This window comes from Micromonospora sp. CA-259024 (assembly GCF_050936255.1).
Classification (GTDB): domain Bacteria; phylum Actinomycetota; class Actinomycetes; order Mycobacteriales; family Micromonosporaceae; genus Micromonospora.
The window spans coordinates 1,381,442-1,407,907 of sequence record NZ_JBNJND010000002.1 but is presented as its reverse complement, the minus strand read 5'-3'; the positions used below and the strand labels follow the sequence as shown (position 1 = coordinate 1,407,907).

The window sequence follows — 26,466 nt, the reverse complement described above, 5'->3', positions numbered from 1 at the left end:
CCTCGTCTGCCCACGCTGGCTAACGGAAACCACTGGCGGCCCCCCGGACAGGTGAATGCCCACCCGCCGACTCCGGCCGCCGCATAGTCTTCTGACCGAAGTAGTGTCACCCAAGCCAATTTTTGCTGGGGGAGGAGGGGGTCGTGGGGAGGGAAGATTCACACTACCGCCCGGACGGGGGCTCCGCGCACGGTACCGGACGATCCGGCTCCGGTGGTGCCACGGGGCGGGTCCCGGTGCCCGAGGCCCACCTCCCACGGGCTCCCGAGCCAACGCCGCCGGCACCGGAGACGGTGCCCGAGCGCCCTGCGCCGCTGCCCTGGCGTCCGCCCGGCGGGACGACCCAGCCCAGCCCGAACACCGGCCGCTTCCCGGTGGTCGGCGGTGATCGGTCGGTGAGCGGCCCGCCGCGCGGGAGCGCCGCGGTCCCGGTCAGCCCGGCGCCGGGCAGGCCGCCATCCGGTCACCCGCCGACCGCTCCCGGCGCCACCGGCGCCCCTCCGTTGGGTCCGCCGATCTCCGCGCTGCCCGCGCCCGCCGGTGCCGCACCGGCACCGGCACCGGCACCCGCACCCGTCGCACCGCGCCGACGGCGGCGGCTGCCGGTGGTGCTGGCCGTCGTGCTGCTGCTGGTGCTCGCCGGGGTCGGAGTCGTCGTCACCCGGCCGGGCCCGGTCGCCGGATGGCTGGGCGATGACTCCGGGTCCGCGCCCCGCGCCGCTGGCGTGTCCCCGGATCCCGACCCGTCGGACGTGCTGGCCGGCCCGGACCCGAACGCCCCGGTGCCCACCCCGGACGGCGTCCGTGCCGTGCTCGACCCGCTGGTCGGTGCCGCTGCCCTGGGCGGCCGGGTGAACGTCTCGGTCGCCGACGTGATCTCCGGCCAGACGCTGTTCGCCAAGGGGGCGGACGACGGCACGGTGCCCGCCTCGGTGACCAAGCTGGCGACGGCGGTGACGGTCCTGGCAGCCCGCGGCCCCGGTTACCGGATCCCCACCCGGGCGGTGGCCGGCGCGAAGGCCGGCGAGGTGGTGATCGTCGGCGGCGGCGACCCCACCCTCGCGATCGACAAGAAGGGCTACTACCCGGGAGCGGCGCGCCTGGACGATCTGGCCGCCCAGGTGCGCACGGCGCTCGGCGGCACCACCCCGACGAGTGTCACCGTCGACGGTTCGCTCTACTCCGGCCCGGTCTATGGCCCGGGCTGGGACGACGACATTCCCACCGGCGGGTCTGGCGGCGCGGTGACCGCCTTGATGACCGACGGTGCGCGCCGGGACCCGGGCGTCGAGCACGGGGCTGCGGAGCGCTTCGCCGAACCGGACCTGGCAGCCGGGAAGGCGTTCGCCCGGCTGCTCGGCGTGCCGGCCAATGCCGTGAAGCGCGGCAGCGCCCCGGCCCCGGCCGCAGCCGGCGGCACCCCGGCAGCGGGCGCCGAGCTGGGCGTGGTGCAGTCTCCGCCGTTGATCAGGATGGTCGACATCATGATCAGCGAGAGCGACAACCTGCTGGCCGAGGCGCTCGCCCGCCAGGTCGCGTTGGCCCGCAACCAGCCCGCCTCGTTCGACGGGGGAGCCGCCGCGATGGACGCGGAGGTGGCCGAGCTGGGCCTGCCCGCCGACGAGATCACCCTCTCCGATGGCAGCGGCCTGTCCCGCCGTAACCGAATCAGCCCCTCCCTGCTGACCGACCTGGTCCGGTTGGCGGCCAGCCCGGACCACCCGGAGTTGGCCGGCGTGTTCGGTGGCCTGCCGGTCGGCGGCTGGTCCGGGACCCTGAACGAGCGCTACCGCACCGCCCCCGGCACCGCCGCCGGGGCGGGCACCGTCCGGGCCAAGACCGGCACCCTGACCGCCGTGCACTCCATCGCGGGCCTGGTCACCACCGCCGACGGCCGGCTGCTCACCTTCGCGGTGCTCACCGACCAGGTGCCCGGCGGGAAGGAAACCGCCCAGCCGGCGCTGGACCGGATCGCCGCCGCGTTGGCCGGCTGCGGCTGCGGCTGACCGTCACCGGTCGGAGCTTCCGGCCCCTACCGGCGTCGCCATCGACATCGGTCGGGGGCGCGAGCCCGGGCCGGGGTGTCGCGGCGCGGGTACGGTGGGTCCATGGCGCAGTTCGTGGACTGGGATCTGGCCGCCGCCACCGCGGGGGCGCTGAGCAAGTCGGGCCCCCGGGTGTCGTACACCGAGGCCACCGACGTGGTCGGCGACCTGCGCCGACTGACCGATGAGGCGGCCGGGCACGTGGCCGACTACACGGGCCTGCGGGCGCAGGTGGCGCATCCGCCGGTCCGGGTGGTCGACCGCCGGGACTGGGCCGCGACCAACATCGCCGGTCTCCGCCAGGTGATCACTCCGCTGATGGGCCGGCTCTCCGGCGACAAGCAGCCGGGTGCGTTGACCGAGGCGATCGGGTCTCGACTGACCGGGGTGCAGGCGGGGACCGTGCTGGCCTACCTGTCCGGCCGGGTGCTCGGCCAGTACGAGGTCTTCTCGGCTGACCCGGGCCAACTGCTGCTGGTCGCACCGAACATCGTCGAGGTGGAGCGCAAGCTCGGCGCCGACCCACGGGACTTCCGGCTCTGGGTGTGCCTGCACGAGGTCACCCACCGGACCCAGTTCACCGCCGTGCCCTGGATGCGGGCCTACTTCCTCAGTGAGGTGCAGGCGTTTGTCGACGCCTCGTCCAGCGGCAGCGAGCCTCTGGTCGAGCGGCTGCGGCGCGGGGTGGCCACCCTCTCCGAGGCGGTCCGTGACCAGGAGAGCCGCACCAGTGTGCTGGACATCGTGCAGACCCCGGCGCAGCGGGCCGTTCTGGACCGACTCACCGCGTTGATGACCCTGCTGGAGGGGCACGCCGAGTTCGTCATGGACGGCGTCGGCCCACAGGTGATCCCGAGCGTGGAGCGGATCCGAGCGTCGTTCAACCGGCGCCGGGAGGCGGGCAACCCGCTGGAGAAGGCGATCCGCCGGCTGCTCGGGGTGGACGTCAAGATGCGCCAGTACGCCGAGGGGCGCAAGTTCGTGCACGGCGTGGTGGAGCGGGTCGGCATGGACGGCTTCAACTCGATCTTCAACTCACCGCTCACCCTGCCCCGGCTCTCCGAGTTGGGTGACCCGGATGCCTGGGTGGCCCGGGTACACGGCCCGGCCGGCACCATCCCGGCCGCCGGCTGACCACCCGCCGGTGGCAGCGCTCGCCCCGCCGGTGGCCGCGATCCGGGTGGCGGTCCGCCGCGCCCTGACCGGTCTGCCGTCCGGCGGGCCGGTGCTGGTCGCCTGCTCCGGCGGCGCAGACTCGCTCGCCCTCGCGGCGGCCACCGTGTTCGTGGCGCCTCGGTTGGGCCGTACGCCGGTGCTCGTCACCGTGGACCACGGCCTGCAGGACGGCTCCGCGGAGCGCGCCGCGACGGTGGCCAACTGGGCCCGTGAGGTGGGGTTCCCGTCGACGACCGTGGTCCGGGTGGAGGTGGCCGGGCGTCCAGGCGGTCCGGAGGCGGCCGCGCGGGAGGCCCGCTACCAGGCGTTGGCCGAGGTGGCCCGGCAGCAGAACGCGGTCGCGGTGCTCACCGGGCACACCCGCGACGACCAGGCGGAGACGGTGCTGCTCGCGCTCGCCCGGGGCGCCGGCCCACGCGGGCTGGCCGGAATGCCGGTCAGCCGGGAGTTGGACGGGGTGCCACTGCTGCGTCCGCTGCTGGAGATCGGTCGGGCGCAGACGCGCGCCGCGTGCGCCGTGCTCGGGCTGAGCCCGTGGCAGGATCCGCACAACATCGACCCGTCGTACGCCCGCTCCCGGGTCCGGGCCGACGTGCTGCCGGCGCTGGTGCGGGCGCTCGGGCCGGGTGTGGTGGACAACCTCGCGCGTACCGCCCGGCTGGTGGCGGCCGACAACGCCGCCCTCGACGAGTTGGCCGAGTCGGCGCTGGCGGCGGCCCGGCATCCGGAGGGTGGGCTCGGAGTGCCGGAACTGGCCGACCTGGCCCCCGCCGTACGCGGCCGGGTGCTGCACATCTGGGCGCGTGAGCTGGGCGCCCTGCCGGGTGCCCTGTCCTATCGGCACGTCGCCGCGCTGGACGCTCTGGTCACCGACTGGCACGGTCAGGGGCCGGCCGATCTGCCCGGGGGTGTCCGGGTGCTCCGCCGCGCCGACCGGCTGTCGCCGGTCAGCCCCGGCTGATTCACGCCGGTCGACGCCTCGAACGCACACGGCCGAGGACCCGTCCCACCCCGTGCGGTGCGCGGGTGGTGCATCGTCGGCCACCTGGCGAGGGCGTCCCGACTGTGGGAGCTGGCGTCAGGCGCTGTGCGCCCGGTCCCGGAAGGTGGTCCGGTAACTGTGCGGGGTGGCGCCGACCCGGCGGCTGAAGTGGTGGCGCAGCGCCGCCGCGTCGCTGAAGCCAGCCTGGTCGGCGACGGCCTCCACGGTCAACGGCGTCTCTTCGAGCAGCCGCCGGGCGAGCAGCACCCGCTGGTTGGTGAGCCAGTCGTGCGGGGTGGTGCCGGTCTCGGCGCGGAATCGGCGGGCGAACGTTCGTGGTGACATTCCGGCGCGGGCGGCCAGCTCCTCCACGGTGATCGTCCGGTCGAGGTGACCCATCAACCACTCCAGCACCGGCTCCAGGGTGGGCGCCTCGGGTGCCTTCGGGATGGGTGCCTCGACGTACTGCGACTGGCCGCCGTCGCGGTGCGGCGGGACCACCATCCGCCGGGCCAGTCGGGTCGCGGTGGCCGAGCCGTGCTCCTGGCGGATCAGGTGCAGGCAGGCGTCGATGCCGGCCGCCGTGCCGGCGCTGGTGAGCAGCCGACCGTCCTGGACGTAGAGCGAGTTGCAGCGCACCCGGGCGCGGGGGTGCCGGCGTTGCAGCTCGTCCACGTACCGCCAGTGGGTCGTGCATTCCCGGTCGTCGAGCAGCCCGGCCGCGCCCAGCAGGAAGGCGCCGGAGCAGACGCTGAACAGGTGGGCTCCGCGGGCGTCGGCCCGGCGCAGCGCGTCGAGCACCGGGCCGGGAACGGTGGTGCCCTGGCTGTGCGCGGGGACGGCCACCAGGTCGGCCTCGTCGACCGGGCCGAGGTCGGCGTGCGGGGTGAGGTGGAAGCCGGACGAGGTGCGCACGGGAGCGCCGTCGGGGCTGCACACCTGGAAGCGGTAGCCGGGGAAACCGTCGGCTGTCCGGTCGGTGCCGAACACCTCGGCGAGCACGCCGAGCTCGAAGGGGGCGACCTGGTCGAGGGCGAGGACGGCGATGGACCGGAGCATGTGACGAGGGTAACCCGGCGGGTGGCAGTAAATCGATGACCAATGGCATTCCTGCCACTGTCCGGTCGGCGCGAGTGGTCGCAGACTGGTCTCAGTCCGGTGCGCACCGGCGGCGAAACCGACAGCAACCATGCGAAAGTGAGCGCCGCCATGGAGTTCTTGCTCTTCCTTCTGTTCCTTGTCCTGCTCGTCGCCGCTTCGGCGGCCGGCCTCACCGTCGACAGCCACGATTCGGCCGACTGGAAGCCCAGCGAGGGTGGCCGTCGCTGGCGGTCACGCACCAACTGATGTGATTAGCACGATTTACACCGAAAATCCCTGGCGGGACCGCGCCAAAAGGTGCGGCCCCGCCGACGGAGGCCATCCGACGTACGGCAGGCTAGGAGTCATGGCTGACGGCTCCTGGTACGACGCCGACATCGACCACGTAATCATCTCTGAGGCGCAGATCCGCGAGAAGACGGCGGAGCTGGCCAAGCAGGTCTCCGCCGACTACGCCGACGTGACCGACGGACTGCTGCTGGTGTGCGTACTCAAGGGTGCGGTGATGTTCATGGCGGACTTCGCCCGGGCGCTGGGCCGCAACGGCCCGCCGGCGGAGCTCGACTTCATGGCCATCTCCTCCTACGGCCAGGGCACCACCTCCTCCGGAGTGGTCCGCATCCTCAAGGACCTGGACCGGGACATCGCCGGACGGCACGTGGTGGTCGTCGAGGACATCGTCGACTCCGGGCTGACCCTCTCCTGGCTGCTGCGCTACCTGGAGTCGCGCTCGGCGGCGAGCGTCGAGGTGGTCGCGCTGTTCCGCAAGCCGGACGCGGTCAAGGTGCCGGTCCCGGTGAAGTACGTCGGCTTCGACATCCCCACCGAGTTCGTGGTCGGGTACGGCCTGGACTTCGGTGAGCGCTACCGGGAGCTGCCGTACGTCGGGGTGCTCAAGCCCGAGGTCTACGCCCGCTCCTGACGAGGGGCCGGTCCGGTCGGGGTCACCCGGTGGCGGCGTGAGGCCGACTCGCATCGGCATCCATCAAGCCGACGTTCAGCGGGCTCTCAGCTGTTGCGGTTACCGTGGACCCCGGTGGCCCGGAGGTTTCTCCGCGCCCGACCCTCTCGACCGCGTGACCGGGCGTTCGGGTGGGCGGGCCGGACTCCCCGCCACGCCGGTTTCTTCCCGGACCCGTCGTACGTCGTTGCGGGGCTGGTGGGCCTACCCACGGTGGGTGTCGTCGATCTCGACGGTGCGCCGAGTGCGGGGCTCGCAAGCTCACTCCTCGCGTACACGGTGTACCGTCGAATGACCGCGGCGCGGCAGTTTTCGCGCCTCGGGGTCGAGGCCGGCCCGCACGGCGGCTCCGGCCGCCGCTCACCGCGGCGACACCATCAGACGGTCAGGACGTCGATCAGGAGGATGCGGGCGCTCCGGCGCTCGACAACAGTATGGAACGTACGCGTTTCTTCCGCCGACCGGTGGTCTGGATCATCCTGGTCATCCTCGGCGCCGTTGTGCTCAGTCAGCTGTTCACCGCTGGTCCCAGCTACCACCGCGTGGACACTTCCGTTGCGCTCGACCAACTCCACACCGCCAAGATCAATAAGGTTGTCTTCCAGGACAAGGAGCAGACGCTCCAGCTCGACCTGGCCCAGAAGACGAAGTTCGGCAAGACCGAGACCGACAAGATCGAGGCTCAGTTCCCGTACCAGGTCGGCGACCAGATCTGGAACGAGGTGCTGGACGCCAAGGCCGCCAACCGGGTCACCGGCCCGGCCGACGCCAAGGTCTCGTCGGACAGCATCTGGGTGAGCCTGCTGGTCAACCTGCTGCCGATCGCGCTGCTCGTGCTCCTGCTGCTGTTCTTCATGTCGCAGATGCAGGGCGGCGGCTCCCGGGTGCTCAACTTCGGCAAGTCCAAGGCGAAGATGATCACCAAGGACACCCCCAAGACGACCTTCGCGGACGTCGCGGGTGCCGAGGAGGCCGTCGAGGAGCTGCACGAGATCAAGGACTTCCTGCAGAACCCGGCGAAGTACCAGGCCTTGGGCGCCAAGATCCCGAAGGGCGTGCTGCTCTTCGGCCCGCCCGGTACCGGCAAGACGCTGCTGGCCCGCGCGGTCGCCGGCGAGGCCGGTGTGCCGTTCTACTCCATCTCCGGCTCGGACTTCGTGGAGATGTTCGTCGGTGTCGGCGCCAGCCGGGTCCGCGACCTCTTCGAGCAGGCCAAGGCGAACGCCCCGGCGATCGTCTTCGTCGATGAGATCGACGCCGTCGGTCGGCACCGTGGCGCCGGCATGGGCGGCGGCCACGACGAGCGCGAGCAGACGCTCAACCAGCTGCTCGTCGAGATGGACGGCTTCGACACCAAGGGCGGGGTCATCCTGATCGCGGCCACCAACCGGCCGGACATCCTCGACCCGGCGCTGCTGCGCCCGGGCCGGTTCGACCGGCAGATCCCGGTGGACGCCCCCGACATGGAGGGCCGCAAGGCCATCCTGCGGGTGCACGCCAAGGGCAAGCCGTTCACCCCCGACGTCGACCTCGACTCGGTGGCGCGGCGTACCCCGGGCTTCAGCGGCGCCGACCTGGCCAACGTGATCAACGAGTCGGCCCTGCTCACCGCCCGCAAGGACCAGCGGGCGATCAGCAACGACTCGCTCGAGGAGTCGATCGACCGCGTGATCGCGGGTCCGCAGCGGCGGACCCGGGTGATGAGCGACCAGGAAAAGAAGATCACCGCGTACCACGAGGGTGGGCACGCGCTGGTCGCCTGGGCGCTGCCGCACGCCGCGCCGGTGCACAAGGTGACGATCCTGTCCCGTGGTCGTTCGCTGGGCCACACCCTGGTGCTCCCGACCGAAGACAAGTACACCCAGACCCGCGCCGAAATGATCGACACCCTGGCGTACGCGCTGGGCGGGCGGGCCGCCGAGGAGCTGGTCTTCCACGAGCCCACCACCGGTGCGGGCAACGACATCGAGAAGGCCACCCAACTGGCCCGCGCGATGATCACGCAGTACGGCATGAGCTCCAAGCTCGGCGCGATCAAGTACGGCACCAGCGGGGACGAGCCGTTCCTCGGCCGCAACATGGGCCATGAGCGGGACTACTCGGACTCGGTGGCCGCCGAGATCGACGGCGAGATGCGGGCACTGGTCGAGCTGGCGCACGACGAGGCCTGGGAGATCCTGGTGGAATACCGGGACGTCCTGGACAACATCGTGCTCGAGCTGATGGAGAAGGAGACCCTCTCCACAGCCGACATGGCGCGGATCTGCTCCCGGGTGGTCAAGCGCCCGCCGCTGGCGCCGTACAACGGCTTCGGCAAGCGCCAGCCCTCCACCGAGCCACCCGTGCTCACCCCGGCGGAGAAGGACAAGCTCAAGGCACAGGCCCAGGCCGACGGCGCCCAGGCGTCGGTCGGCGGCGGGGCACCGTCGAACAACTCGGACGGCACGCACTGAGCAACGACCCGACGGCCAGCTCCCCGCACCGGGAGCTGGCCGTCTCCGCGACCGAGCCCGACGGCGACGACGGGCTGGACTACGTGGCCGCGCGGCTGATCAGCGGCAAGCTGACCGGCCGCCCGGTCGAGGACGCGGTCGACCTGGGCAGAATCGAGAAGGCAGTCCGGGAGATCCTGATCGCGGTCGGTGAGGACCCGGACCGCGACGGGCTCCAGCAGACCCCGGCCCGCGTCGCCCGCGCGTACGCCGAACTCTTCGCCGGCCTGCGGGTCGACCCGGCTCAGGTGCTCAGCACCACCTTCGAGGCCAACCACGAAGAGCTGGTGATCGTCCGGGACATCGACGTGATGAGCCTCTGTGAGCACCACCTGCTGCCGTTCCGCGGCAGCGCACACATCGGCTACATCCCCGGCCCGGACGGGCGGATCACCGGCCTGTCCAAGTTGGCCCGGCTGGTCGAGGTCTTCGCCCGCCGGCCCCAGGTGCAGGAGCGGCTCACCTCGCAGGTCGCCGACCTGCTGATGAGCAAACTCGCCCCACGCGGCGTCGTCGTCGTGCTGGAGTGCGAGCACATGTGCATGGCGATGCGCGGCATCCAGAAATCCGGTGCCAAGACCATCACATCAGCGGTGCGCGGCATCCTGCAGACGGACTCCAAGTCGCGGGCCGAGGCGATGGCGCTGATCATCCCCCGCTGACACCCCGACGCACCACGGCCGGCCGACCCCCTCCCGGGCCGGCCGGCCGTTCCGTTCCCGGACCCGGCCGTCCTCCCGCAACGGGTCAGCCCGCGAGCAGGGCCAGCAGGAGACCGGCCGTCACCAGCACCGCCGGCACCAGGCAGACCAGCGCGCCGAAGCGCACCGTACGGTCCAGCCGGTCGCCGGGGTCGACGCGGAACAACCGCCCGACGCCCACCCACCCGGCGACGAACGCGACCGCCGGCATCGGCAGCCCGCAGATCAGCGCCGCCACACTGGCCGGGCCCGCCCCGGTCGCCGCGTACAGCACGACCTGGATCAGCGGCACCAGCAGCGCCAACGGCCCGTACACCAGGAGATTGCGCGGCCGCGCGGGCCAGGATCCCGGCCGGAACCCGCGGCGCGCGGCCAGGGCCGCGTCCGCCGCCTCCGCGCGGCCCCGCGCGGCGCGCAGCGCCGCCAGCACGGCCGCCGGGCCGCCCCCCATCGACCTGGCCGCCTCGGTCAGCTCCGGCGGCGACGGCACCAGCGAGATCGCCGGTACGCCCAGCTCACGCAGTCGTTCCTGCTGGCTCGCCAGCCCGGTACGGACGACGGTCAGCTCCTCCCGGGCAGCCTCCGCCGACCGGGCCTGCTCACCGGCGGCGGCGGCCGCGCTTCGGCGTACCCCGTCCAGCTGACGGGCTGCCGCGAGGTACTCCGCCCAGGCCGTGGTGGGCTCCACCCCCGCTGGCGCGGCGTCCCCGCTCGCCGCGGCGGTCCGCTGCCGCCCCGGCACGGTCACCGCCGCGTCCGGACTCATCTCGACACCTTCCGTGCGCACCGGATCACCCGGCCTCGTCGGCGAACGGCACCAGAACCGTGCCCCGCTCGTCCGGACCGTCCCAGAGCACCGCCCGGTCCGGGCGAGCCCGCCACTCCACCGGCCGACCGAAGACCGCGGCGAGCTGCGCGGTCGGCACGTCCAGCACGGCCACGGCGGCCAGCTTGCCGACCTCGCCCTCCGGCTCCAGCAGCGCGGCGAACGGCGGCACCGCACGCCACCAACCCAGCAGGTGCCTCCCCGCCGGCGGCCCGTCGCGCAGCAGCGCACGCAGCCGATCCACCGGCAGCTCCCGTGGGCCCGGCCGGTCCAGCCCGAAGACCACCAGATACGTGGGCAGCTCGTCGGCCGTGTCCGCGAGCAGCGTCGGTAGGTCCACCAGCGCCGCCGAGTGCCGGGCCGCCAGCTCGGCCGTCAACGTCTCCGCCAGCGGTCGGGAGCCCGGGTCCGGTGCAGCCACCAGGAACCGGGCCGTGCCCGGGGGGTGATGGACCGCGGTGCTCCGGGCCGCCGTCACCAACAGACCGCCTGCCGACGCACCGGACCCCAGCACCGCGAGGTTGCGCCCCGCCGCCGGTCCCAGCGGTACGGCGACCGTCGAGCGGGCCACGTCCACCGCCCGGCCCAGCAGGGCGGCCGGCCCGTGCGCCTGGCCGGCCAACGCCGCCCGGTGTCGCGGATCGTTGCCCAGCAGCGGCCGGGCGTACCCGGCGAAGACCACCGGCGGCGTCGACCCGGCCGGCCGAGCCGCCCACAGTTCGTGCCGGAGCCCCTCCACGACCTCCGGGTGGTCCTGTGGGTCGGGGTGACGAATCAACCGTTCGTGACCACGGGTCGCACCCCGAGGGCCGCCGAGCCCGCCGGCGGTGTTCACCACGGCGCTGCCCACCGGCAGGCCCGCAGCCGAGTCGTTCGTCGGCTCCAGCACCGGGCTGCCGCCCGGCAGCGCCACCCGCACCGGAAACTGCCCGAGCACCGAATCCCGATGGCCGGCGTCTGCGCGAGCACTCAGCCCCAGCTCGCCCGGGCCGGCCAAAATCAGGTGTACGCCGTACGCCCGACCGGCCCGCGCCAGCCCGTCCAGTTGGGCGGCCACCTCGGTGGCCAGCCGGTCCCGCTCAGCGAAGAGAACGGGCACATTGTCCACCACACAGACGATCCGAGGCAGCGGCTGGTGCTGGCGCAGCTCCGCGAAGCGTTGCCCGCCGGCCCGCGCTCCAGCCTCCGTCCGTCGCTGCACCTCTGCCGTCAACTCCTCGAGCAGGTCCCGGACGTACTCCCGGTCGGCGGCCATCGCGGCCGCCCGCACCTGCGGAATCCACGACCGGTCCCGCTCGGTCTGCAGAAAGTCCACGAACGACTCGCCGTCGCCGAGATCCACCAGGTAGAGCGCCAGCTCGTCCGGGCCGTACCGGGCCGCCAGGCCGAGCAGCGCGGTGGTCAGGAACGCCGCGCGGCCCGCAGCGGACCGGCCACTGACCAACCAGTGCGGGGTCAACTCGGTGAAGCCCAGCGGCACCGATCGGCCCCCGGCATCACCGACCGTGGTGGTCAACCCGTCCGCGGAATCCGACTCCCACAGCCGCTCACCCGTCTGCGGTAGCAGAGCCGCCAGCGCCAACCGGGAGCCCGCCTCCACCTGCTCGGCGAGTCGCCGACAGACCGCGTCGACCAACTCGGCCGGCGGGTCCGACTCGACGAAGACCGGTGAGTTCAACCCGCCCGGCGGATCAGCGCCCGGGCCAGCGAAGGACGCTCCCGGCGGATCGCCGAGCAGCGCGTACGCGTTGCGCAGCGTCAGCGGCGTGGTGTGCGGCAGCGGCGCCCGGGCCGCGTACGCGCCGGCGGGAGGCCAGCCGGCCACCATCAGGTGCAGCCCGGCGGGCGGCCCCTGCTCAGCCAGCGCCTCGATCCGCGCCAGATCCGTCGGACCGGTCGACTCCGGCAGCGCGGCGACCACCAGCAGCAGTGTCCGATCGTGGCGGCGCCGCCCGCTCGCCCCCGGCGTAACCCACTGCTCCGCCTCGGTCAGCACCGCGCGTAGACCCGCCACGTCCACCGCCGGTGGCGGCAGCAGGCCAGCGTCAGCGAGCGCCCCGAACGGGGCCAGCACAGCGCCCGTGGCATCCACCGCGCGAACCAGCAGGGCACCCGCCGGCGCCGCGCCCAGCAACCGCAGCAGGACGGCCCGGAGCAGGCCTGCCACCCGCGGCTCCCGCGCGTCAGCGTCCACGCTCAGATGGCCGGTGCCGACCAGTGGCACCAACGCGGGGAAGCGGGCGTCGTCCAGCGGCGCCGCCGTGCCGACCCGGACGAACGGCGGCGGACCGTCACCCGCCGGAGAATCCACGGTGAGCGAGTCCAGTGTCGCGCCCGACCAACCCGGGGCCAACCGTGCCGCGACCGTTCGTAATCGGTCGGCCACCTCGTACTGGCGGCGCTGGTCGGCCGGGGCCGGTCGGGTCTCGTCCAGAATCCCGGCGGCGGCGGTCGCGACGGCCGCCGCACGGCGGTGCAGGGCTGCGGCGCGGTTCGTGCGTGCCTTCGGACCGGCCACCGCGTCCACCCCCTCTGCCCGAGGTTGGCAACCCCTCCCGAGCAGAGACGGTATCCCAGCCGGGGCCGGTCCTCCGGGAGGTGCCACGGCGATGCGCCGCTGTTGTCGCGGATCTCACCGGTGGGGAGGGGTCCGTCACGATCCGCTGGATCTGAGGCATTGGCTCCGGGGCGTCCACCCGATAACTTCAGGAGGTGGAATCAGTGCAGCCCCCCGCCGGTTCCCAGGTCTCCCGCGTACCGGCCCAACGGACGCCGTCCGATCAGCTACCGCCGGCCCCGGCACCGCCGGCGACGCAGCCGCCGCGCCGCCGAATGCGGACGGTGCTCACGGTCGTCGCCGGGGTCCTCGCCCTGCTCTGCCTTGGCGGGGTCGCCGCAGGCTATGTGCTGTACAACCGCGCGTCAGCCCCGGACCGCAGCGCACCCGACGTGGTGGTGGACAACTACCTGCGCGCATTCCTCGTGGATCGCAACGACGCGAGGGCCGACCTCTTCACCTGCGAGGGCGGATCGCAGTTGGAGGCGCTTCGTTCGCTGCGGGCCGACTTGCTCGCGCGCGAAGAGCGTTTCGGCGTCACGATAGCTGTCAGTTGGGGGAGCTTAGGCGTGGAGAAGCAGAACGATGACGCCGCTGCTGTCGAGGTCACGTTGATCATCTCTGCCCGCGTAGACGGCATCAACCAAAGCGATCGTCAACCCTGGCAGTTCGACACCCGGCTAGCGGAGGGTTGGCGAGTCTGCGGCGGCACACGGGCTGGCTGACCTCACTCAATCCACAGGAGATGCACCGGGACCTCCAGCGTGGTGGGTGACTGGCCACGCCAGGCCCAGCGGTACCACTCCACCTCGGGGGTGATCCGGACGCAGATGTCCCCCTCGGCGCCCGAGTAGGTCTCGGTGACCGCTCGCAGGTCGCGGTGCTCCACACCGCCTTCGACGTGCACGACCCGGCGCCCGGTGACGGCGTCCGCCTCGAAGACGGGCGTCGGGGTCCGATGAGCCGGGCCGTCCAGCGAGACCAACCGGATGCCGGTGCCCCGGGCACCCTCCGACCCCGGTGGCTGACTGCCAACCGTCTCCACCCATACCCGTTCCACCGGCACCAGCGGCGCGAACACCTCGACCTGGTCGGCCTCGGCCCGGTACCACTCGTGCTCGGGGATCACCGGCACGTAGGTCCGGGCGCCCTGCACCACCCGGTCGTCCGCGCGCAGGTCGCCTCGCCAGCCCAACCCCGGCAGCCCGACCAGCACCCGTCGTCCGCGTAGCTCCACCCGTTCGGTTGCGGGGACGATAGCCAGCGGCCGGGGTGGCCGGGGCGCCCAGTCGGGCTGATCGGCGAACGGGTCCGGTAACGGTCCGGTCATGCCCGTGGTGGCCTCACTCGGCGGCGCGCAGCGGTGCACCCCGCGCGCGCATGAACGGGACCGGGTCGACCGCACCCCGGCTGGACCGGTCGTTGCGCAGGTGCACCTCGAAGTGCAGATGCGGGCCGGACGAGTTGCCGCTGCTACCGACCTGCCCGATCACCTCGCCGGCCGGCACGATCTGATCGGGCGCGACCCGGGGACGGGTCACCATGTGGCAGTACCGGGTGATGTAGCCGCCAGCGTGCAGCAGGTCGACGAACCAACCGCAGCCGCCCTTGTCCGGGTATCCGTCGACGTCGCAGTCCCGCCGGCCCCTGTTGTCCGGGTCGCATCGGGCGACCAGCACACGCCCGGCGGCGGCGGCACGGATCTCGGTGCCCTTGGCCGCGCCGATGTCCACCCCGTTGTGGCTGGGCCGCTCGGTCGTCCGGAAGCCGGAGCCGACGTCGCCAGGGATCGGTGCGGTCCAGCCGGAGGCAGCGATCTCGCCGCGCTCGGCCGCGTTGCACACCGCCTTGCCGTTGATCTCGACGGTGCGGGCCGCGCCGCCGGCCAGCGCGTCCACGATCTTGCTGGCCAGCTCCTCGTGTTTGGCGTACGCGTCCGGGTAGGCGCTGATCTGGACCTGCTGTGCCACGACGGTCAGTGGTCGGCGCTGCCAGCTCCGGACTTTGACCAGCTTCTCGTAGAACTTGCGAGCCGTGTACGCGGGGGTCATCCGCTCGGCGACCGAGCCCCACCCCGGCCGCTGCTGGAACAGGCCCAGCGAGTCGTGGTCGGCCCCGACGCCCTCGTGTGGCAGGGCCAGGGACTCCGGCACATCGCTGTTCGCCAGGTTGCGCAGGGCGGACTCCTGCATCGCGGTGGCCAGTGCGATCACCCAGCCCCGCGAGGGCACCCCCAGGTCCTGGCCGACCTTGATGATGATCGCGGCGTTGCGGACCTGTGCGTCGCCGTACTCGGTGAACCGCGGCAGTTCGCCGGCGATGTCCACCGGGCGGACCGGGCCGCAGCCCCAGCCGGCCAGGGTGTCCCCGTTCTCCGCCTCGCCGCCGAGCCCACTGAGGAAGAACGCCGCAGTGCCTCCGGTGCAGCACAGCAGAAGCAGCACCCCGGTCAGAATCGTGGCGATCACGCCGACACGCACCGGTCGGCGGAGGGCGGCTGCGCCACGGGCGCTGGTCATTGTCGTTCCCAATCCACCACGTCGACCAGCCAGCCGTCGTCCGCGGTGACCAACTCGAGCCGGAGCCGACCGTTGTCGAGCGGCAGCAGCACCTCGACGAACGTCTCGGTGCGCGACCGCACCGCCGGTGGGCCGGTGACCTTCTCGGCCGGGACCACGCCGGGGTCAACACCCGCGAGTTTCTCGGTCAGCGCCGGCGTGGACAACGGCCGCAGGCCGGCCTGCCACTGCTCGGAGGTGATTCCGGGACGGCCGAGCCAGGCCGTGGTGAACCGGTCCGCGGTCTGCTCGGGTGTGCGCGCACCGGGTGAGGTCACCGGTGCGGGCGGAGCCTCGCTGGAGAGGACACCGTCGTCGCCGGCTGTCGGGTCCACTGTGGTGATCGGCCGGTTCGGTCGGCTGCTCAACCCGTCCGTCGGGTCGGCCGGGTCGGAGATCAGCCGGGCCGCCCCGAGCACGCCGAAGACGAGCACCGCGATGACGACCGCCACGCCGAGCCGGGACCGCAGCGCCCGGGTGACGAGAAACTCCAGGGCCCGTCGCATCGCTGTCACCGTGCCTCGGAGCGCACCCGCGGCCCACTGCGGTCCGGCGCACGCTCCGTGGAACCCGGCCGGTAGACCACGAACGACGGGTTCTCAGCCGGGACGTCGGGCTCGGTCCAGGTCGCCGGCTGCCGTCGGCGAGGCTGTGGCGCGACCGGGCGGCCCCGGCCTCTGGTCTCCTCCGCCGGTGCTTCGTCGGGGCGCTCCTGACCGTCGGGGCGCCCGGCATTGGCGCGCCGCTCATCGGGCACAGAGTTCGGCGTCGGAACCGGGTCCTCGCGCCGCGCCTCCGGGCGCAGCCGGGTCTGCGCCGCGTCCGGTGAGCGCCGACGCCCACCCACGGGTTCCGTCGTGCCGCCCGGCTCCGCCACGTCGAGTCGCGCGGCGGTCCGCATGTCTCGGAAGAACCGGCGGTGCCACGATCCTGCCGAGCTGACCGCTTCGCTGCTGTCCTTGCCACCGAGTTGGGTGATCCGGCGGTACGGCCGCAGCAGCAGCCAGCCGACCACCCCGCAGAGCCAGACCAGCACCACCTGGAGCCAGCCCGGCAGAGTGGGGGTACTCATGATCAGGTCGACGGCGAACAGGTAGATGGCGGCCCCGGTGCCGAAGATGGCGATGTTGAAGATCGCGGCGACCACGGCGTTCGCCAACCGCCGTAGCCCGGCGCTGGCCGGCCGGAGTAGACCGACGGTGCCCAGGATGGGTGCCGCGATCACCGCCCACCGGAAGATCAGGAAGCCCAGTAGGACCAGCAACGACGCTGTCAGGTCGAACATGGCGAAGAGCACCGCGGCCAGAACCGCGATGAATCCCGCGCCGACCCGGTCCATGTCCCGCACACCCTGGAGGTACTCGTACGCCTCCGGGTCCTCGGTCTGGATCTGCTGGGCCACCCGTGCCCACTGCTGCTGCTTCGCCTTGATCGTCGCTTCCCGGGTGGCCGGGTTGGCGCGCAGCTTCTCGACCTCGTCCCAGGAGAGTGCCTTGGCGTCGTATAGGGCCGGGCCGTATTTGCGGGCGGTCTCGCTGTCGGCCGAGCCGAGCACACCTCGGAGCCAGTTGCGGTAGAGCATCGCCTCGGTGGCGGTGTCGCTAGCCCTCACGGCGGGTGGGCGTTTGTCCACACAAGCGTCTGGGTTGGGAACGGCGCAACGGTCCGGCGGGGTGTCCCGGGCTGCGGGACCCACGGCGTCGTGCACCACGCCCAGGGTGGTGACCAACGTGCCGTCCGCGATGTTTGCCGACTTCACCGGCCAGGCAGCCAGTGCGGTGACCGCGACCATCACCAGCAGCGCCCAGCCGGCGGTGGTCATCGCGTTGCTCATGTCCGACTGGCGGGACCTCCAGAGCAGGTAGAGCCCCACCACGCACAGGGTGACGATCCCGAAGACGCTGAACACCTTCTGGTACACGGCCTTGGTCGCCTGCTCGACCAACGGGTCGGCCCAGCCCCACATCGAACGCGGGTCCCAGGCCCGCTCCCGCAGCGCGTTCGAGGCGCCCACGATCGCGGTGGCGACCATGAACTCCCCATTCGCCACCGTCGTGGTGAACTTGTAGTCCGGATGCAGGACCGACGACGCGCAGCCGCCCGGGATGTCGTATGTCGGGTAGCTGTAGCCGGCGTAGCCGTAGTCGCTGTAGAGCCCTTTCGGCCCAAGCTCCTTCGCGGAGTCTGGGCGACCAGCGAACCAGCCGGCGAGCCCGGAGTCTGGCGTACCGGGGGTCGGAGCGTTACGGCAGGTGACCTCGTCCTCGCTGACCGCCTGGAGCTTCGCCACGCAGGCCCGGAAGTCGGCCTGCCACTCCGGGGTGGTGCAGAGGTCGGCGCGGGCCTGGGTGGCGGGCGGTGCGGCGACTGCGGCCTCCGCACCGAGCAGTGGCCAGGTGAGGGTGGCCCCGGCCAGTACGCCGAGGGCGAGCAGGAACGACGTGATCCTTGCCCGGGCCCTCGCCATGTCACGCCTCCAGGTCCGGCAGGGGGATGCTCGGCAGCACTCCGGCCGCCGCGGCGATCGCGGCGGGCGTCGTGTCGAGATGGTCCAGCAGCCCTTCGACGTACGAGACGTCGACGCGGACCTTCTGCACCCGGCCGTCGACGTCGCGCATCACGAACTCGCGGAAGCCGAGCCGGGAGGCCGAGTTGGTGTCGGCGGCGGAGAGCGAGGCGAGGGTGGCCTCGTATCCGTCGTTGACCGGCACTCGCAGCAGCCGTAGTGCTTCGGAGGCGATCTCGGCGTCCTCGGCGATCCGGCCGACGAAGACGGTGGAGACGAGGTTCTGTACGTCGAGGCTGAGGATGTCGCGGGGGTTCTGCGAGGCGACCAGCGCGGCGAGGTTCCACTTGCGGGAGTCGCGGGCGAGCCGGACCAGGAACGAACGCCCGGACCGCCAGCCCTCCATGAAGTGCGCCTCGTCCAGGCCGACCAGCTTGCGGGACGACATCGAGCCGCCGTAGCAGCGGCGGACGGCGAGCCGGTGCGCGGTGTGCAGCATTGGCAGGGCGAGTGCCTCCTCGGCCGACCAGTACTCCCGTTCGATCTTGAGGTCGGGCAATCGCAGCCCGGCCATGGTGATCACGGTGAGCGCGGCGTCGGCACCGAGCAGGCCCTCCGGTGGCCGGCCGAAGAAGAGCATGGCCAGTGGCATCTCGGCGGTGTCCAGTAGGAGGTTCGCCAGCTCCTTGCCGGCGTCGTCGTCGAGCCGCCCGAGGCAGCTCACCACGTCGTCCAGGGTGGACGTCTCCTCGGCGGGGACCTGGCGGACCGCGTGCCGGAACAGGGTGGCGGTGGACGCCTCCCGGGCCACCTGCGGCGGGACGAGCATCATGCAGATGTCCTGGACCAGCATCCGCCGCTCGGCCCGGGCGTTGGAGACCGCGATCTCGAACTCCCGGTCGCCGGCGGCGCCGGCGCCGAACTCGGTCCGCAGCGGTGTCGGGATGAGCGAGTAGGGCGCCAGGGTGCCGTGCTCCGAGCCGGTCAGGTTCAACACCCGGGAGTACGGCCGCAGCTCGGGCATCGCGCAGAGTCGGGCCAGCGGCCCGGACGGGTCGAGCAGGGTCACCTGGACACCTCGGCGGGCGGCCAGGTAGCCCAGCGCGCCGAGCAGGGTCGACTTGCCACCGCCCGGTTCGGCAACGAAGACCGCGAGCCCCGAGCGTTCCCGGACCTCCATGGGGAAGTGCAGGTCGAGGAAGACCGGGCGGCGGCAGGTGCCGGCGGTCCGGCCGATCAGGTCGCCCCGCCGGTCACCCACGTTGGACGCGGCCTGGGGGAGCGCGGCGGCGAGCAACGGCACCGGCATGCGGCGGACGTAGCCGGTGTTGGCGATCGGCTCGCCGGGGATGAACTCGCGGGCAAGCCAGTCCTGGTTCTTCGGGTGCTGCAGCGAGATGCGCAGCTCCCGGGAGTAGAGCTGGATGAGCCGGCGGGCCCGCTCCAGGCACTCCTCCCTGGTCCGGCCGCCGACCGCGATCCGGTGCCAGCCGTGTGCTCGGGCCGAGTCGACCGGCAGGCCGGTGGTCATCTCGTCGCCGATCACCAGCGCGCGCTTGGCCAGTCGCTCCAGCTCCGGGGGTGCGTCGATGCCGTGCTCGGCGTAGTCGAGCTGCTGCGAGCGGATCATCCGCAGCCGGTGTTCGAGATTACGGAAGGAGTCGCCGGAGCCGAGGATGTCGACGCGGGTGGAGATTTCCATCGGCCACGGGAGCCGCTCGTGGAAGTGCAGCCAGGGCTCGTGCCGTTCCGGGATCTCCAGCGGCTCCATCCGGCCGACGGCGAGCACAGCCACGTGCCGTTCCTCGCCGGTCATCCGGTTGACCAGCTTGACGGTCGAGCCGTACGGGGTGCGGTAGCGCTCGACCTGTTCGGTCAGGGCGAGCAGGTCACCGCGTTCCCAGCGCCCGTCGGTCACCGGCGAGAGCGTGCCGGGTGGTGCCATGCACAGCGCCACCGAGCGGTAGAGCAGCCACTCCAACTCCTGGGCGGTGACCCGCCGGCCGCGCATGCCGAACGCGCCGAGCACCTCGTCGAACTGTTCCACGGTGCGGCCCAGCTTGCGGCGTTCGCCCTCGGCGGTGCCTTTGCCGAAGGTGCGCAGCAGCCGCTCGGTGAGGGAGTCGCCGAGGGACCGGCGGGCGAAGGTGACGCCCAGGTAGGTCTGCCCCTCGGCGTGGTTGACGGCCATCAGGTGCCGCTGGGCGGCGACCAGGTGATCGGCCCAACCGGTGGTGCCGGGCACGTCGGCGAGCGGTGCGGGGGTGTGCGCGTCGATGGTGCGCGCCCACTCGTCGGCGGGGAACGGCCGGGTGGTGCGGCGCAGGTGTAGCCGGAAGCCGGCCAGGCCGGCGTACTGCTCGGAGATCGCCGACAACAGCGCTTCGCGTTCGGCGTCCGGTCGGAACGCCCAGCGGACCTCGGGCAGCCAGTACCAGGCGGTGACGGTGTTCGGGGTGAAGGTCAGATGGCCGGCTATCTCGGTGATGGCCAGCTCGACCGACGGGTCCCGATCCCCGAATTTGATCTTCGGGGCGCGGACCCGGGTCGGCCGGACCGGCCGGTCCGGCCGGCTGGCGGCGCGCTGCCGGGGTGCGGCGAGCTCTTTCCCGGCCCCCTTGGGCCGCTCCGAGTTTGCGGCGCGGCGCGGCGTCCGCTCCAGGGCTGGCCGGTCCGTCGGGGCGGTTGGTGGGTCCACCGGGACCGTTGCCCGATCCACCGGGGTCGTCGGCCGGTCCACCGGTGCCGTTGGCCGGCTGGCGGGTGTGGCGCTGGGCTGAGTGGCCGCTGCGGCCGCCGTCGACACGGACGCGCCCTCGGCGGTCGGGTCCGGCTGACCCGATGGGCGAAGCGGCGGCAGTCGGTCGCCGGCCTGATGTGGCACCCGGGACTCTCCGGTCGGGTGGCCGCCTGCGCGTCGTGGCTCGACGGACCGCCCCCCACCGGGGGGTCGGTCGGCGGGCGTCCACGGTGGCTCCAGCTCGGGAACCGGACGGACCGGCGCCGGGGCGGAGACGGGCGGTTGCTGCGGGATCGCCGGCTGCTCCCGGGTGCTCGGGCCGGCCGAGACAGCTCGGGTAGCGCCGGGTCGGGCGCCGCCGAAGAGGTCAAGGAAGGGGGAGTCGATGTCGGCGTTCTCGCCGGCCGACACCGAGGTCGGCTCGGCGGGTGGCGTCCGCCGGGAAACCGGCCGGGGTGCCTGGAACACGCCGACCGCACCATGGCCGGGCGAGGTGACCAGCGCAGGATCCAGCGCCACCTCGTCCTCGTCCCCGGTGTAGTCGAATGACTGCGTACGGTGACCTGCCGGTGCGGCCGGGCGGCCGGCCGGGGAACCCGGCGTGGAAGAGCGACTCATGCGACCGCCTCACCCGCGTCGTGCGACGGACCGATCGGCGTACGCCCGGTCATGCCAGCTCCTCCCGAATCCTGATCCGGCTGCCGACCAGGCGCGGGTCGCGCTGCTCGATCGCCGGCTCCCGGGTGCGTCGCCAGTCGGTCAGCGCGGTGCGGATGACCACCCGCGCCGGTCGATCGGGGTCGACGTGCCGGAAGATGAACGACGTGGTCACGATGGCGAGCGCGATCTCCCAGGCGGGGAAGAGCTCGACCGTCAACGTGAACAGCCAGTGGATGAACATGTAGAGGGGGACGAGCAGCATGAAGAGCCCGTACTGGGCGTAGGGCAGGTGGACCGGAAGGGTGTAACCGGGCGGCCCGAGGTAGACCAGGCGGGCCCGGTAGATGTCGTCGTCGGTGCGCAGCCGCATCTGGTGAACGCGCCTATTCGAAGATCAGGTCGATCAGGTAATCGCCGACGAAGAAGAGTGTTGCCGCGCCGGCGATGAAGGCGAGCCCGACGATGGCGATCGCGGAGCTGGTCAGCACCTTGGAGATCTCGCCCCGGCTGGCGCGACCGATGAAGATGACGCCCAGGACGGCGAGCAGGATCGGCGCGATCTTGCTGGCGAAGAAGGTGACCACACTGTTGGTGTCGATCCCCTTCGGTGCCGGCTCGGCGAGCGGAGCCGACGCCAGGGTGGAGAGCGCGTGGGCGACGCCGGACGATGCCGTCTCCATGAGCTCGAAGGCGAACACTGGAACCTCCCCATAGCGCGGCCGGCGGTGCCGCGGCGGTGCAATAGGCAAGCCTGGCGGGAAATGTGCTCACAGGGCGGAGCGTTCTTGACCCTGCGTTCGTTACTCACCACAGAGCGTGGCGAGGTTTGGGCGGATTTTCCCCGCTTCGGCCCTCCCTCCAAGCTTCGCCATCTCGATGCTGGCCAATTCCAAAGCGTACGGGCCGCCCCGGATTGCGACAAGCCGCGAAGGGGCTGCCCGGATGACCGATAGTACGCCTGTTCTAATGAGCACGTCAGGGGTGGTGGTGCGGGGCCGACCCAGGTCGCTGGGTGCCGCTGCCACGACCGGTACCGTCTAGTCGTGACCGATCTGGTGCGGGCCTCGGGCCCGGTGGTGATGGGCGTCCTCAACGTCACACCGGACTCCTTCTCCGACGGCGGACGGTACGCCGACCTCGACGCGGCCGTCGGACATGGCGTCCGTCTGCGCGACGCCGGTGCGCACCTGGTGGACATCGGTGGTGAGTCGACCCGTCCCGGCGCCGAGCGGATCGACGCCGCGACCGAGGTGGACCGCGTGTTGCCGGTCATCCGCGAGCTCACCGCCGCCGGCGTGGCGGTCAGCATCGACACCAGCCGCGCACGGGTGGCGGAGGCGGCCCTGGCTGCCGGGGCGGCGGTGGTCAACGACGTCTCCGGCGGCCTGGCCGACCCGGACATGGCCCGGGTGGTCCGCGACGCGCACTGCCCCTGGGTGTTGATGCACTGGCGTGGACACTCCCGCGGGATGCGCGAGCTGGCCACCTACACCGACGTGGTGGCCGACGTCCGAGCCGAGTTGGCCCAGCGGATCGACGCGGCGCTGGCCGCCGGGGTGGCCGCCGACCGCCTCATCGTCGACCCCGGCCTCGGCTTCGCCAAGACGGCCGCGCACAACTGGGAGCTCAGCGCCCGCCTGCCGGAGCTGTTGGATCTCGGCTACCCGCTGCTCTTCGGTGCCAGTCGCAAGTCGTACCTCGGTGGGCTGCTCGCAGCACCGGACGGCACCCCGCGCCCCACCGCCCAGCGGGAGGCCGCCACCGTGGCCACCAGCGTGCTGGCGGTCGCGGCGGGCGCCTGGGGCGTACGCGTGCACGACGTGCGGGCCACCGCCGACGCGCTCGCCGTCTGGGTCGCGACCGGCAGCCCGCGCCTGGCCGCCGCGTCCGCCAACCACGAGCGAGAGGTGCAGCGATGACGACCGACCGGATCCACCTGACCGGCCTGCGGGCCCATGGGCGGCACGGGGTGTACGACTTCGAGCGGGCACAGGGTCAGGACTTCGTGGTCGACGCCGTCCTCGAGATCGACCTGAGCCGGGCCGCCGCCAGTGACGACGTCACCGACACCGTCCATTACGGCGAGCTGGCCGAACGCCTGGTCGCGGTGGTGACCGGCGAGCCGGTCAACCTGATCGAGACCCTCGCGGACCGACTCCTCGCGGTCTGCATGGCCGACGAGCGGGTCGCCGCCGCCACGGTCACCGTGCACAAGCCGGAGGCCCCGGTGCCGCACACCTTCACCGACGTGGCCGTCACCATGACCCGAACGCGTGACCGGTGACCAGGGCCGTGCTGTCGCTCGGCAGCAACCTGGGCGACCGGCTGGGTCACCTGCGTACGGCCGTCGCCGCGTTCGGGGACATTGTGCTCGTACTCTCCGGGGTGTACGAGACTCCACCGTGGGGTGACGCCGACCAGCCCGCGTACCTCAACGCGGTGTTGCTGGCCCAGGACGACGCCGCCACCCCGCGCGACTGGCTGGAGCGGGCCCGCGGCGCGGAGCGCACGGCCGGTCGGGTCCGTGACCCGCGGCGGCGGTTCGGGCCACGCACCCTCGACGTGGACGTGATCGCGGTCTGGGGCGACGACGACGAGCCGGTGCTCAGCGACGACCCGGAGCTGACCCTGCCGCACCCCCGGGCGCACCTGCGCGCCTTCGTGCTGCGGCCGTGGATCGACATCCAGCCGTACGGGCGGTTGCCCGGTCATGGCTGGCTGACCGACCTGCTGACCGCGGGTCCCGCGGCGGACGAGGCACTGGAACTGCGTCCACGGCCGGACTTGGCGTTAGAGTCGACGGCATGACCGAGCGGAGCCGGCCGGCATGACGCAGGCGAAGTCCCCACCACCGGGCGGGTCGGGCCCGGATCGGTCGCGGATGGGTCCCACCCGAATCTCGACCCTGGTCGTGGCCGCTCTGGCCGCGGCGGCGGTGGCCTGGCTGCTCATCAGCACCCTCTACTACAGCGGCGTCCCCCGGTTGCCCTGGCTGCCGGTGGTGACGCTGGCCGGGCTCGCCGTGCTCGAGGCGTATGCCGCGATCAACACCCGAGGTCGGATCGAGCGCAAGCCCGGCCGGGACCCGGTCAACCCGCTGGTGGTCGCCCGCTTCGTGGTGCTGGCCAAGGCGTCGGCGCTGGCCGCGGCCATCTTCGCCGGCTTCTACGCGGGGCTCACCGGCTGGCTCTTCGTGGAGACCACCCGCGCCGCCCTGGACGATCGGCCGGCGGCGGGCGGGGGTCTACTCGCCTCGCTGGCCCTGGTCGGCGCCGCGCTGTGGCTGGAGCGCTCCTGCCGGGTGCCGGAACGCCCCGACGACGAGCGCGAGCAGGATCCACGGGAGAGCCGCCCCGGCCAGCGCTGAGCAAGGGGTTACGCCCAGCTCCGGGCGCGGGTACGGTGCCTGCGATCGGAGAGCAAGGGCGCCCCACGGTCCGTCCGCACGCCGGACTGGGGACGGCCAGCCATTGGGGAGGCGGCGTTCATGGCGTACGAAGAAGCGGGCCGGGACCGGTCGGCCGAGCCCTCGTCCGGGGTGCCCGCCGTCGTCTTGGAGACCGTTTTCGACGATCCCACCCACGGTGAGCCCGGCCGGGATCGAATCGGCGTGCACCTGGGATGGGAGCTTCTGCTGCTGGCCGGGTTGGTGGCCCTGGGCTGGCTGCTCTGGCAGGACAATTCGGGCGCCGTGCGCGGTGAAAACCTGCGCACGTTGCTGGTCGACGCGGTCGGGCTGGGGTTGCTCGCCCTCGCCGCCGGGCTGAGCCTGCGCACCGCCGCACCGAACCTGGCCATCGGGCCGATCGCGGTCGCCGCCGCCCTGCACTACGCCGAGCAGGGCGATCGCGGTCTGCCGGCGTCGGTCGGCCCGGCCGTGGCGGTCGCCGCGCTGGGCGGGCTCGCGCTGGCGCTGGCCGTGGTGGTGCTGCACGTGCCCGGGTGGGCCGCCAGCCTGGCCGGCGCGGCCGGTGTGGTGGTGTACATCGAGCGCCGTTCGGCGCCCGTGCTGGTGCAGGGCGACTACGACCCTGGGCGCAGCGCCGGGTACCTCTTCGCCGGTTTCGCGGCGGTGGCCGTCCTCGGCGGACTGTTCGGCGCAATCCGGGCGATCCGCCGGCTGGTCGGCCGGTACCGGCCGGTCGCCGATCCGGCCCGTCGACGGGGGGTGGTGGCCGCCGTGGTCACCGCGGTCGCGTTGGTCGGCTCCACCGTGCTGGCCGCGCTCGCCGGTGTGCTGCTCGCTGCCAACGATCCCGGGCCGGTCGCGCCCACCTCGGGGCTGGACTGGACGATGCTGGCGATCGGGGTGACCCTGCTCGCTGGCACCAGCGCGTACGGCCGTCGGGGCGGTGTGTTCGGCATCGTGCTGGCGGTCAGCCTGGTCACCGTCTTTCAGACGTACGCCCCGGAGCGCGGCTGGACGTTGAGCAACTGGGCGGTCGGCGGTGCCGCGCTCGGCGTCGGATTGCTGGTCACCCGGCTGGTCGAGACGTTCGGGCGGCCCCGGCCGGGCAGCACCGACAAGCCCGAGCCGGTCGGCGACGGCACGATCAGCACGGGCTGGGCCATGTCGCAGACGCAGTCGGTCGACAACTGGCCCCCGACGCTGCCGACGCCGGCCGCGCCCCAACCGGTCGACCCCTGGCGGGATCCGCGTTGGGAGGACAGCCCGCGCCGGTGGAACGCCGACGAGCGGTGACCGGCGTCGCGTCCGCGAGGCCGGAGCTGATCTCGACCGTTAGGCTCGGTTGCATGACCGACACACCTGCCGCCACCCCCGGCGGAACCTCGTTCGAGGAGCTCGACGCGCTGTCCACCGAGGAGCTGCGGGAGCGGGCGTTCGCCCGGGCCCGGGAGCATCGCGACGTGGGGTTCTACTGGTCGGTGCTGCGGCACCTGCCGAACGCGGACGAGGCCACGGTGCTGGACGGCGCACCGAACTCGATCGGCCCGACCATCGACGAGGCCAACGCGCTGTGGCGGGAGCTGACCGGTCACGGCTACGAGGAGTCGGCGCCGCTGCTGCGGGCCGCCTTCATCGACTACCTGATGAAGCACTGAGCCGCTCGGGGCAGCCCAGGTCCGCTCGACCGAATGGTTCGGGGCCTGGGCGGATCACGTCGCTCATCCGCCGATCCGGCCCGATCAGCCGTTACGG

Annotated in this window: 24 protein-coding genes; 14 read left to right on the top strand and 10 right to left on the bottom strand. The window is 72.7% G+C overall.

Annotated features, from left to right (window positions below; all coding sequences use genetic code 11):
• Positions 1-524 precede the first annotated feature (524 nt).
• From dacB to tilS, 3 genes are all read left to right on the top strand, one after another.
• Positions 525-2,006, top strand: coding sequence for a D-alanyl-D-alanine carboxypeptidase/D-alanyl-D-alanine endopeptidase (gene dacB / locus ACQEUX_RS25980; protein ID WP_433057137.1), 1,482 nt, complete (start codon positions 525-527; stop codon positions 2,004-2,006).
• Positions 2,007-2,108: 102 nt separating this feature from the next.
• Complete coding sequence (locus tag ACQEUX_RS25975; RefSeq protein WP_433053492.1) at positions 2,109-3,179, top strand: zinc-dependent metalloprotease; 1,071 nt, start codon at positions 2,109-2,111, stop codon at positions 3,177-3,179.
• Between the two features lie 10 nt (positions 3,180-3,189).
• Positions 3,190-4,182 (top strand): tRNA lysidine(34) synthetase TilS, encoded by a 993-nt coding sequence (gene tilS, locus ACQEUX_RS25970; RefSeq protein ID WP_433053489.1) that lies wholly within the window; start codon positions 3,190-3,192, stop codon positions 4,180-4,182.
• Between the two features lie 117 nt (positions 4,183-4,299).
• Here tilS and ACQEUX_RS25965 read toward each other — a convergent pair whose 3' ends face one another.
• A complete protein-coding gene (locus ACQEUX_RS25965) occupies positions 4,300-5,262 on the bottom strand; it encodes a GlxA family transcriptional regulator (protein ID WP_433053486.1) in 963 nt (320 codons plus the stop codon).
• Between the two features lie 42 nt (positions 5,263-5,304).
• On the opposite strand from ACQEUX_RS25965, the gene ACQEUX_RS25960 reads away from it, so the two are divergent.
• The 4 genes from ACQEUX_RS25960 to folE all read left to right on the top strand — a co-directional run bounded on the left by ACQEUX_RS25960 (position 5,305) and on the right by folE (position 9,419).
• The gene (locus ACQEUX_RS25960) at positions 5,305-5,550 is read left to right on the top strand and encodes a hypothetical protein (protein ID WP_433057325.1); all 246 of its coding nucleotides are present in this window, start codon (positions 5,305-5,307) and stop codon (positions 5,548-5,550) included.
• Positions 5,551-5,650: 100 nt separating this feature from the next.
• Positions 5,651-6,226, top strand: a complete 576-nt coding sequence (hpt, locus tag ACQEUX_RS25955) for a hypoxanthine phosphoribosyltransferase (RefSeq protein ID WP_433053483.1) — start codon at positions 5,651-5,653, stop codon at positions 6,224-6,226.
• 473 nt (positions 6,227-6,699) lie between these two features.
• Positions 6,700-8,718, top strand: a complete 2,019-nt coding sequence (gene ftsH / locus ACQEUX_RS25950) for an ATP-dependent zinc metalloprotease FtsH (protein ID WP_433053480.1) — start codon at positions 6,700-6,702, stop codon at positions 8,716-8,718.
• Between the two features lie 35 nt (positions 8,719-8,753).
• Complete coding sequence (gene folE / locus ACQEUX_RS25945) at positions 8,754-9,419, top strand: GTP cyclohydrolase I FolE (RefSeq protein ID WP_425687781.1); 666 nt, start codon at positions 8,754-8,756, stop codon at positions 9,417-9,419.
• A gap of 85 nt (positions 9,420-9,504) precedes the next feature.
• Here folE and ACQEUX_RS25940 read toward each other — a convergent pair whose 3' ends face one another.
• Entirely contained in the window at positions 9,505-10,224 is a 720-nt protein-coding gene (locus tag ACQEUX_RS25940) for a hypothetical protein (protein ID WP_433053477.1), read from the bottom strand.
• A gap of 25 nt (positions 10,225-10,249) precedes the next feature.
• The gene (locus tag ACQEUX_RS25935; protein WP_433053474.1) at positions 10,250-12,811 is read right to left on the bottom strand and encodes an FtsK/SpoIIIE domain-containing protein; all 2,562 of its coding nucleotides are present in this window, start codon (positions 12,809-12,811) and stop codon (positions 10,250-10,252) included.
• Between the two features lie 194 nt (positions 12,812-13,005).
• Between ACQEUX_RS25935 and ACQEUX_RS25930 the strand changes: the two genes are divergently transcribed.
• Entirely contained in the window at positions 13,006-13,566 is a 561-nt protein-coding gene (locus ACQEUX_RS25930) for a hypothetical protein (RefSeq protein ID WP_433057134.1), read from the top strand.
• 2 nt (positions 13,567-13,568) lie between these two features.
• On the opposite strand, the gene ACQEUX_RS25925 is transcribed toward ACQEUX_RS25930, so the two are convergent.
• From ACQEUX_RS25925 to ACQEUX_RS25895, 7 genes are read right to left on the bottom strand one after another with little or no spacing between them, the layout of a single operon-like run.
• Entirely contained in the window at positions 13,569-14,171 is a 603-nt protein-coding gene (locus tag ACQEUX_RS25925; protein WP_433053471.1) for a hypothetical protein, read from the bottom strand.
• Between the two features lie 13 nt (positions 14,172-14,184).
• On the bottom strand, positions 14,185-15,360 hold the full coding sequence (locus ACQEUX_RS25920; protein ID WP_433053468.1) for a M23 family metallopeptidase: 1,176 nt from the start codon (positions 15,358-15,360) through the stop codon (positions 14,185-14,187).
• Positions 15,357-15,914 (bottom strand): hypothetical protein, encoded by a 558-nt coding sequence (locus ACQEUX_RS25915; RefSeq protein ID WP_433053465.1) that lies wholly within the window; start codon positions 15,912-15,914, stop codon positions 15,357-15,359. Before ACQEUX_RS25915 ends, ACQEUX_RS25920 begins: the two co-directional genes overlap by 4 nt.
• Positions 15,911-17,866: an MFS transporter gene (locus tag ACQEUX_RS25910; protein WP_433053462.1), complete on the bottom strand. Its 1,956-nt coding sequence runs from the start codon at positions 17,864-17,866 to the stop codon at positions 15,911-15,913. Before ACQEUX_RS25910 ends, ACQEUX_RS25915 begins: the two co-directional genes overlap by 4 nt.
• Position 17,867: 1 nt before the next feature.
• Positions 17,868-21,263, bottom strand: coding sequence for an ATP-binding protein (locus ACQEUX_RS25905; protein WP_433053459.1), 3,396 nt, complete (start codon positions 21,261-21,263; stop codon positions 17,868-17,870).
• A 49-nt stretch (positions 21,264-21,312) separates the two neighbouring features.
• Entirely contained in the window at positions 21,313-21,675 is a 363-nt protein-coding gene (locus ACQEUX_RS25900; RefSeq protein ID WP_007466101.1) for a hypothetical protein, read from the bottom strand.
• A 13-nt stretch (positions 21,676-21,688) separates the two neighbouring features.
• Positions 21,689-22,003, bottom strand: a complete 315-nt coding sequence (locus ACQEUX_RS25895; protein ID WP_433053455.1) for a hypothetical protein — start codon at positions 22,001-22,003, stop codon at positions 21,689-21,691.
• A 345-nt stretch (positions 22,004-22,348) separates the two neighbouring features.
• On the opposite strand from ACQEUX_RS25895, the gene folP reads away from it, so the two are divergent.
• The 6 genes from folP (at position 22,349) to ACQEUX_RS25865 (ending at position 26,369) form a co-directional block, all read left to right on the top strand.
• On the top strand, positions 22,349-23,224 hold the full coding sequence (folP, locus tag ACQEUX_RS25890; RefSeq protein ID WP_433053452.1) for a dihydropteroate synthase: 876 nt from the start codon (positions 22,349-22,351) through the stop codon (positions 23,222-23,224).
• Entirely contained in the window at positions 23,221-23,589 is a 369-nt protein-coding gene (gene folB / locus ACQEUX_RS25885) for a dihydroneopterin aldolase (protein ID WP_433053449.1), read from the top strand. Before folP ends, folB begins: the two co-directional genes overlap by 4 nt.
• Positions 23,586-24,113, top strand: coding sequence for a 2-amino-4-hydroxy-6-hydroxymethyldihydropteridine diphosphokinase (folK, locus tag ACQEUX_RS25880; RefSeq protein WP_433053446.1), 528 nt, complete (start codon positions 23,586-23,588; stop codon positions 24,111-24,113). The genes folB and folK overlap by 4 nt, the downstream gene beginning before the upstream one ends.
• Positions 24,114-24,132: 19 nt before the next feature.
• Complete coding sequence (locus ACQEUX_RS25875; protein WP_433053443.1) at positions 24,133-24,672, top strand: DUF3180 domain-containing protein; 540 nt, start codon at positions 24,133-24,135, stop codon at positions 24,670-24,672.
• A 120-nt stretch (positions 24,673-24,792) separates the two neighbouring features.
• On the top strand, positions 24,793-26,007 hold the full coding sequence (locus ACQEUX_RS25870; RefSeq protein ID WP_433053440.1) for an ABC transporter permease: 1,215 nt from the start codon (positions 24,793-24,795) through the stop codon (positions 26,005-26,007).
• Positions 26,008-26,060: 53 nt separating this feature from the next.
• Positions 26,061-26,369 carry a hypothetical protein gene (locus ACQEUX_RS25865; protein ID WP_433053437.1) on the top strand — a complete coding sequence of 103 codons (309 nt, stop codon included), beginning with the start codon at positions 26,061-26,063 and terminating at the stop codon, positions 26,367-26,369.
• Positions 26,370-26,466: the final 97 nt, after the last annotated feature.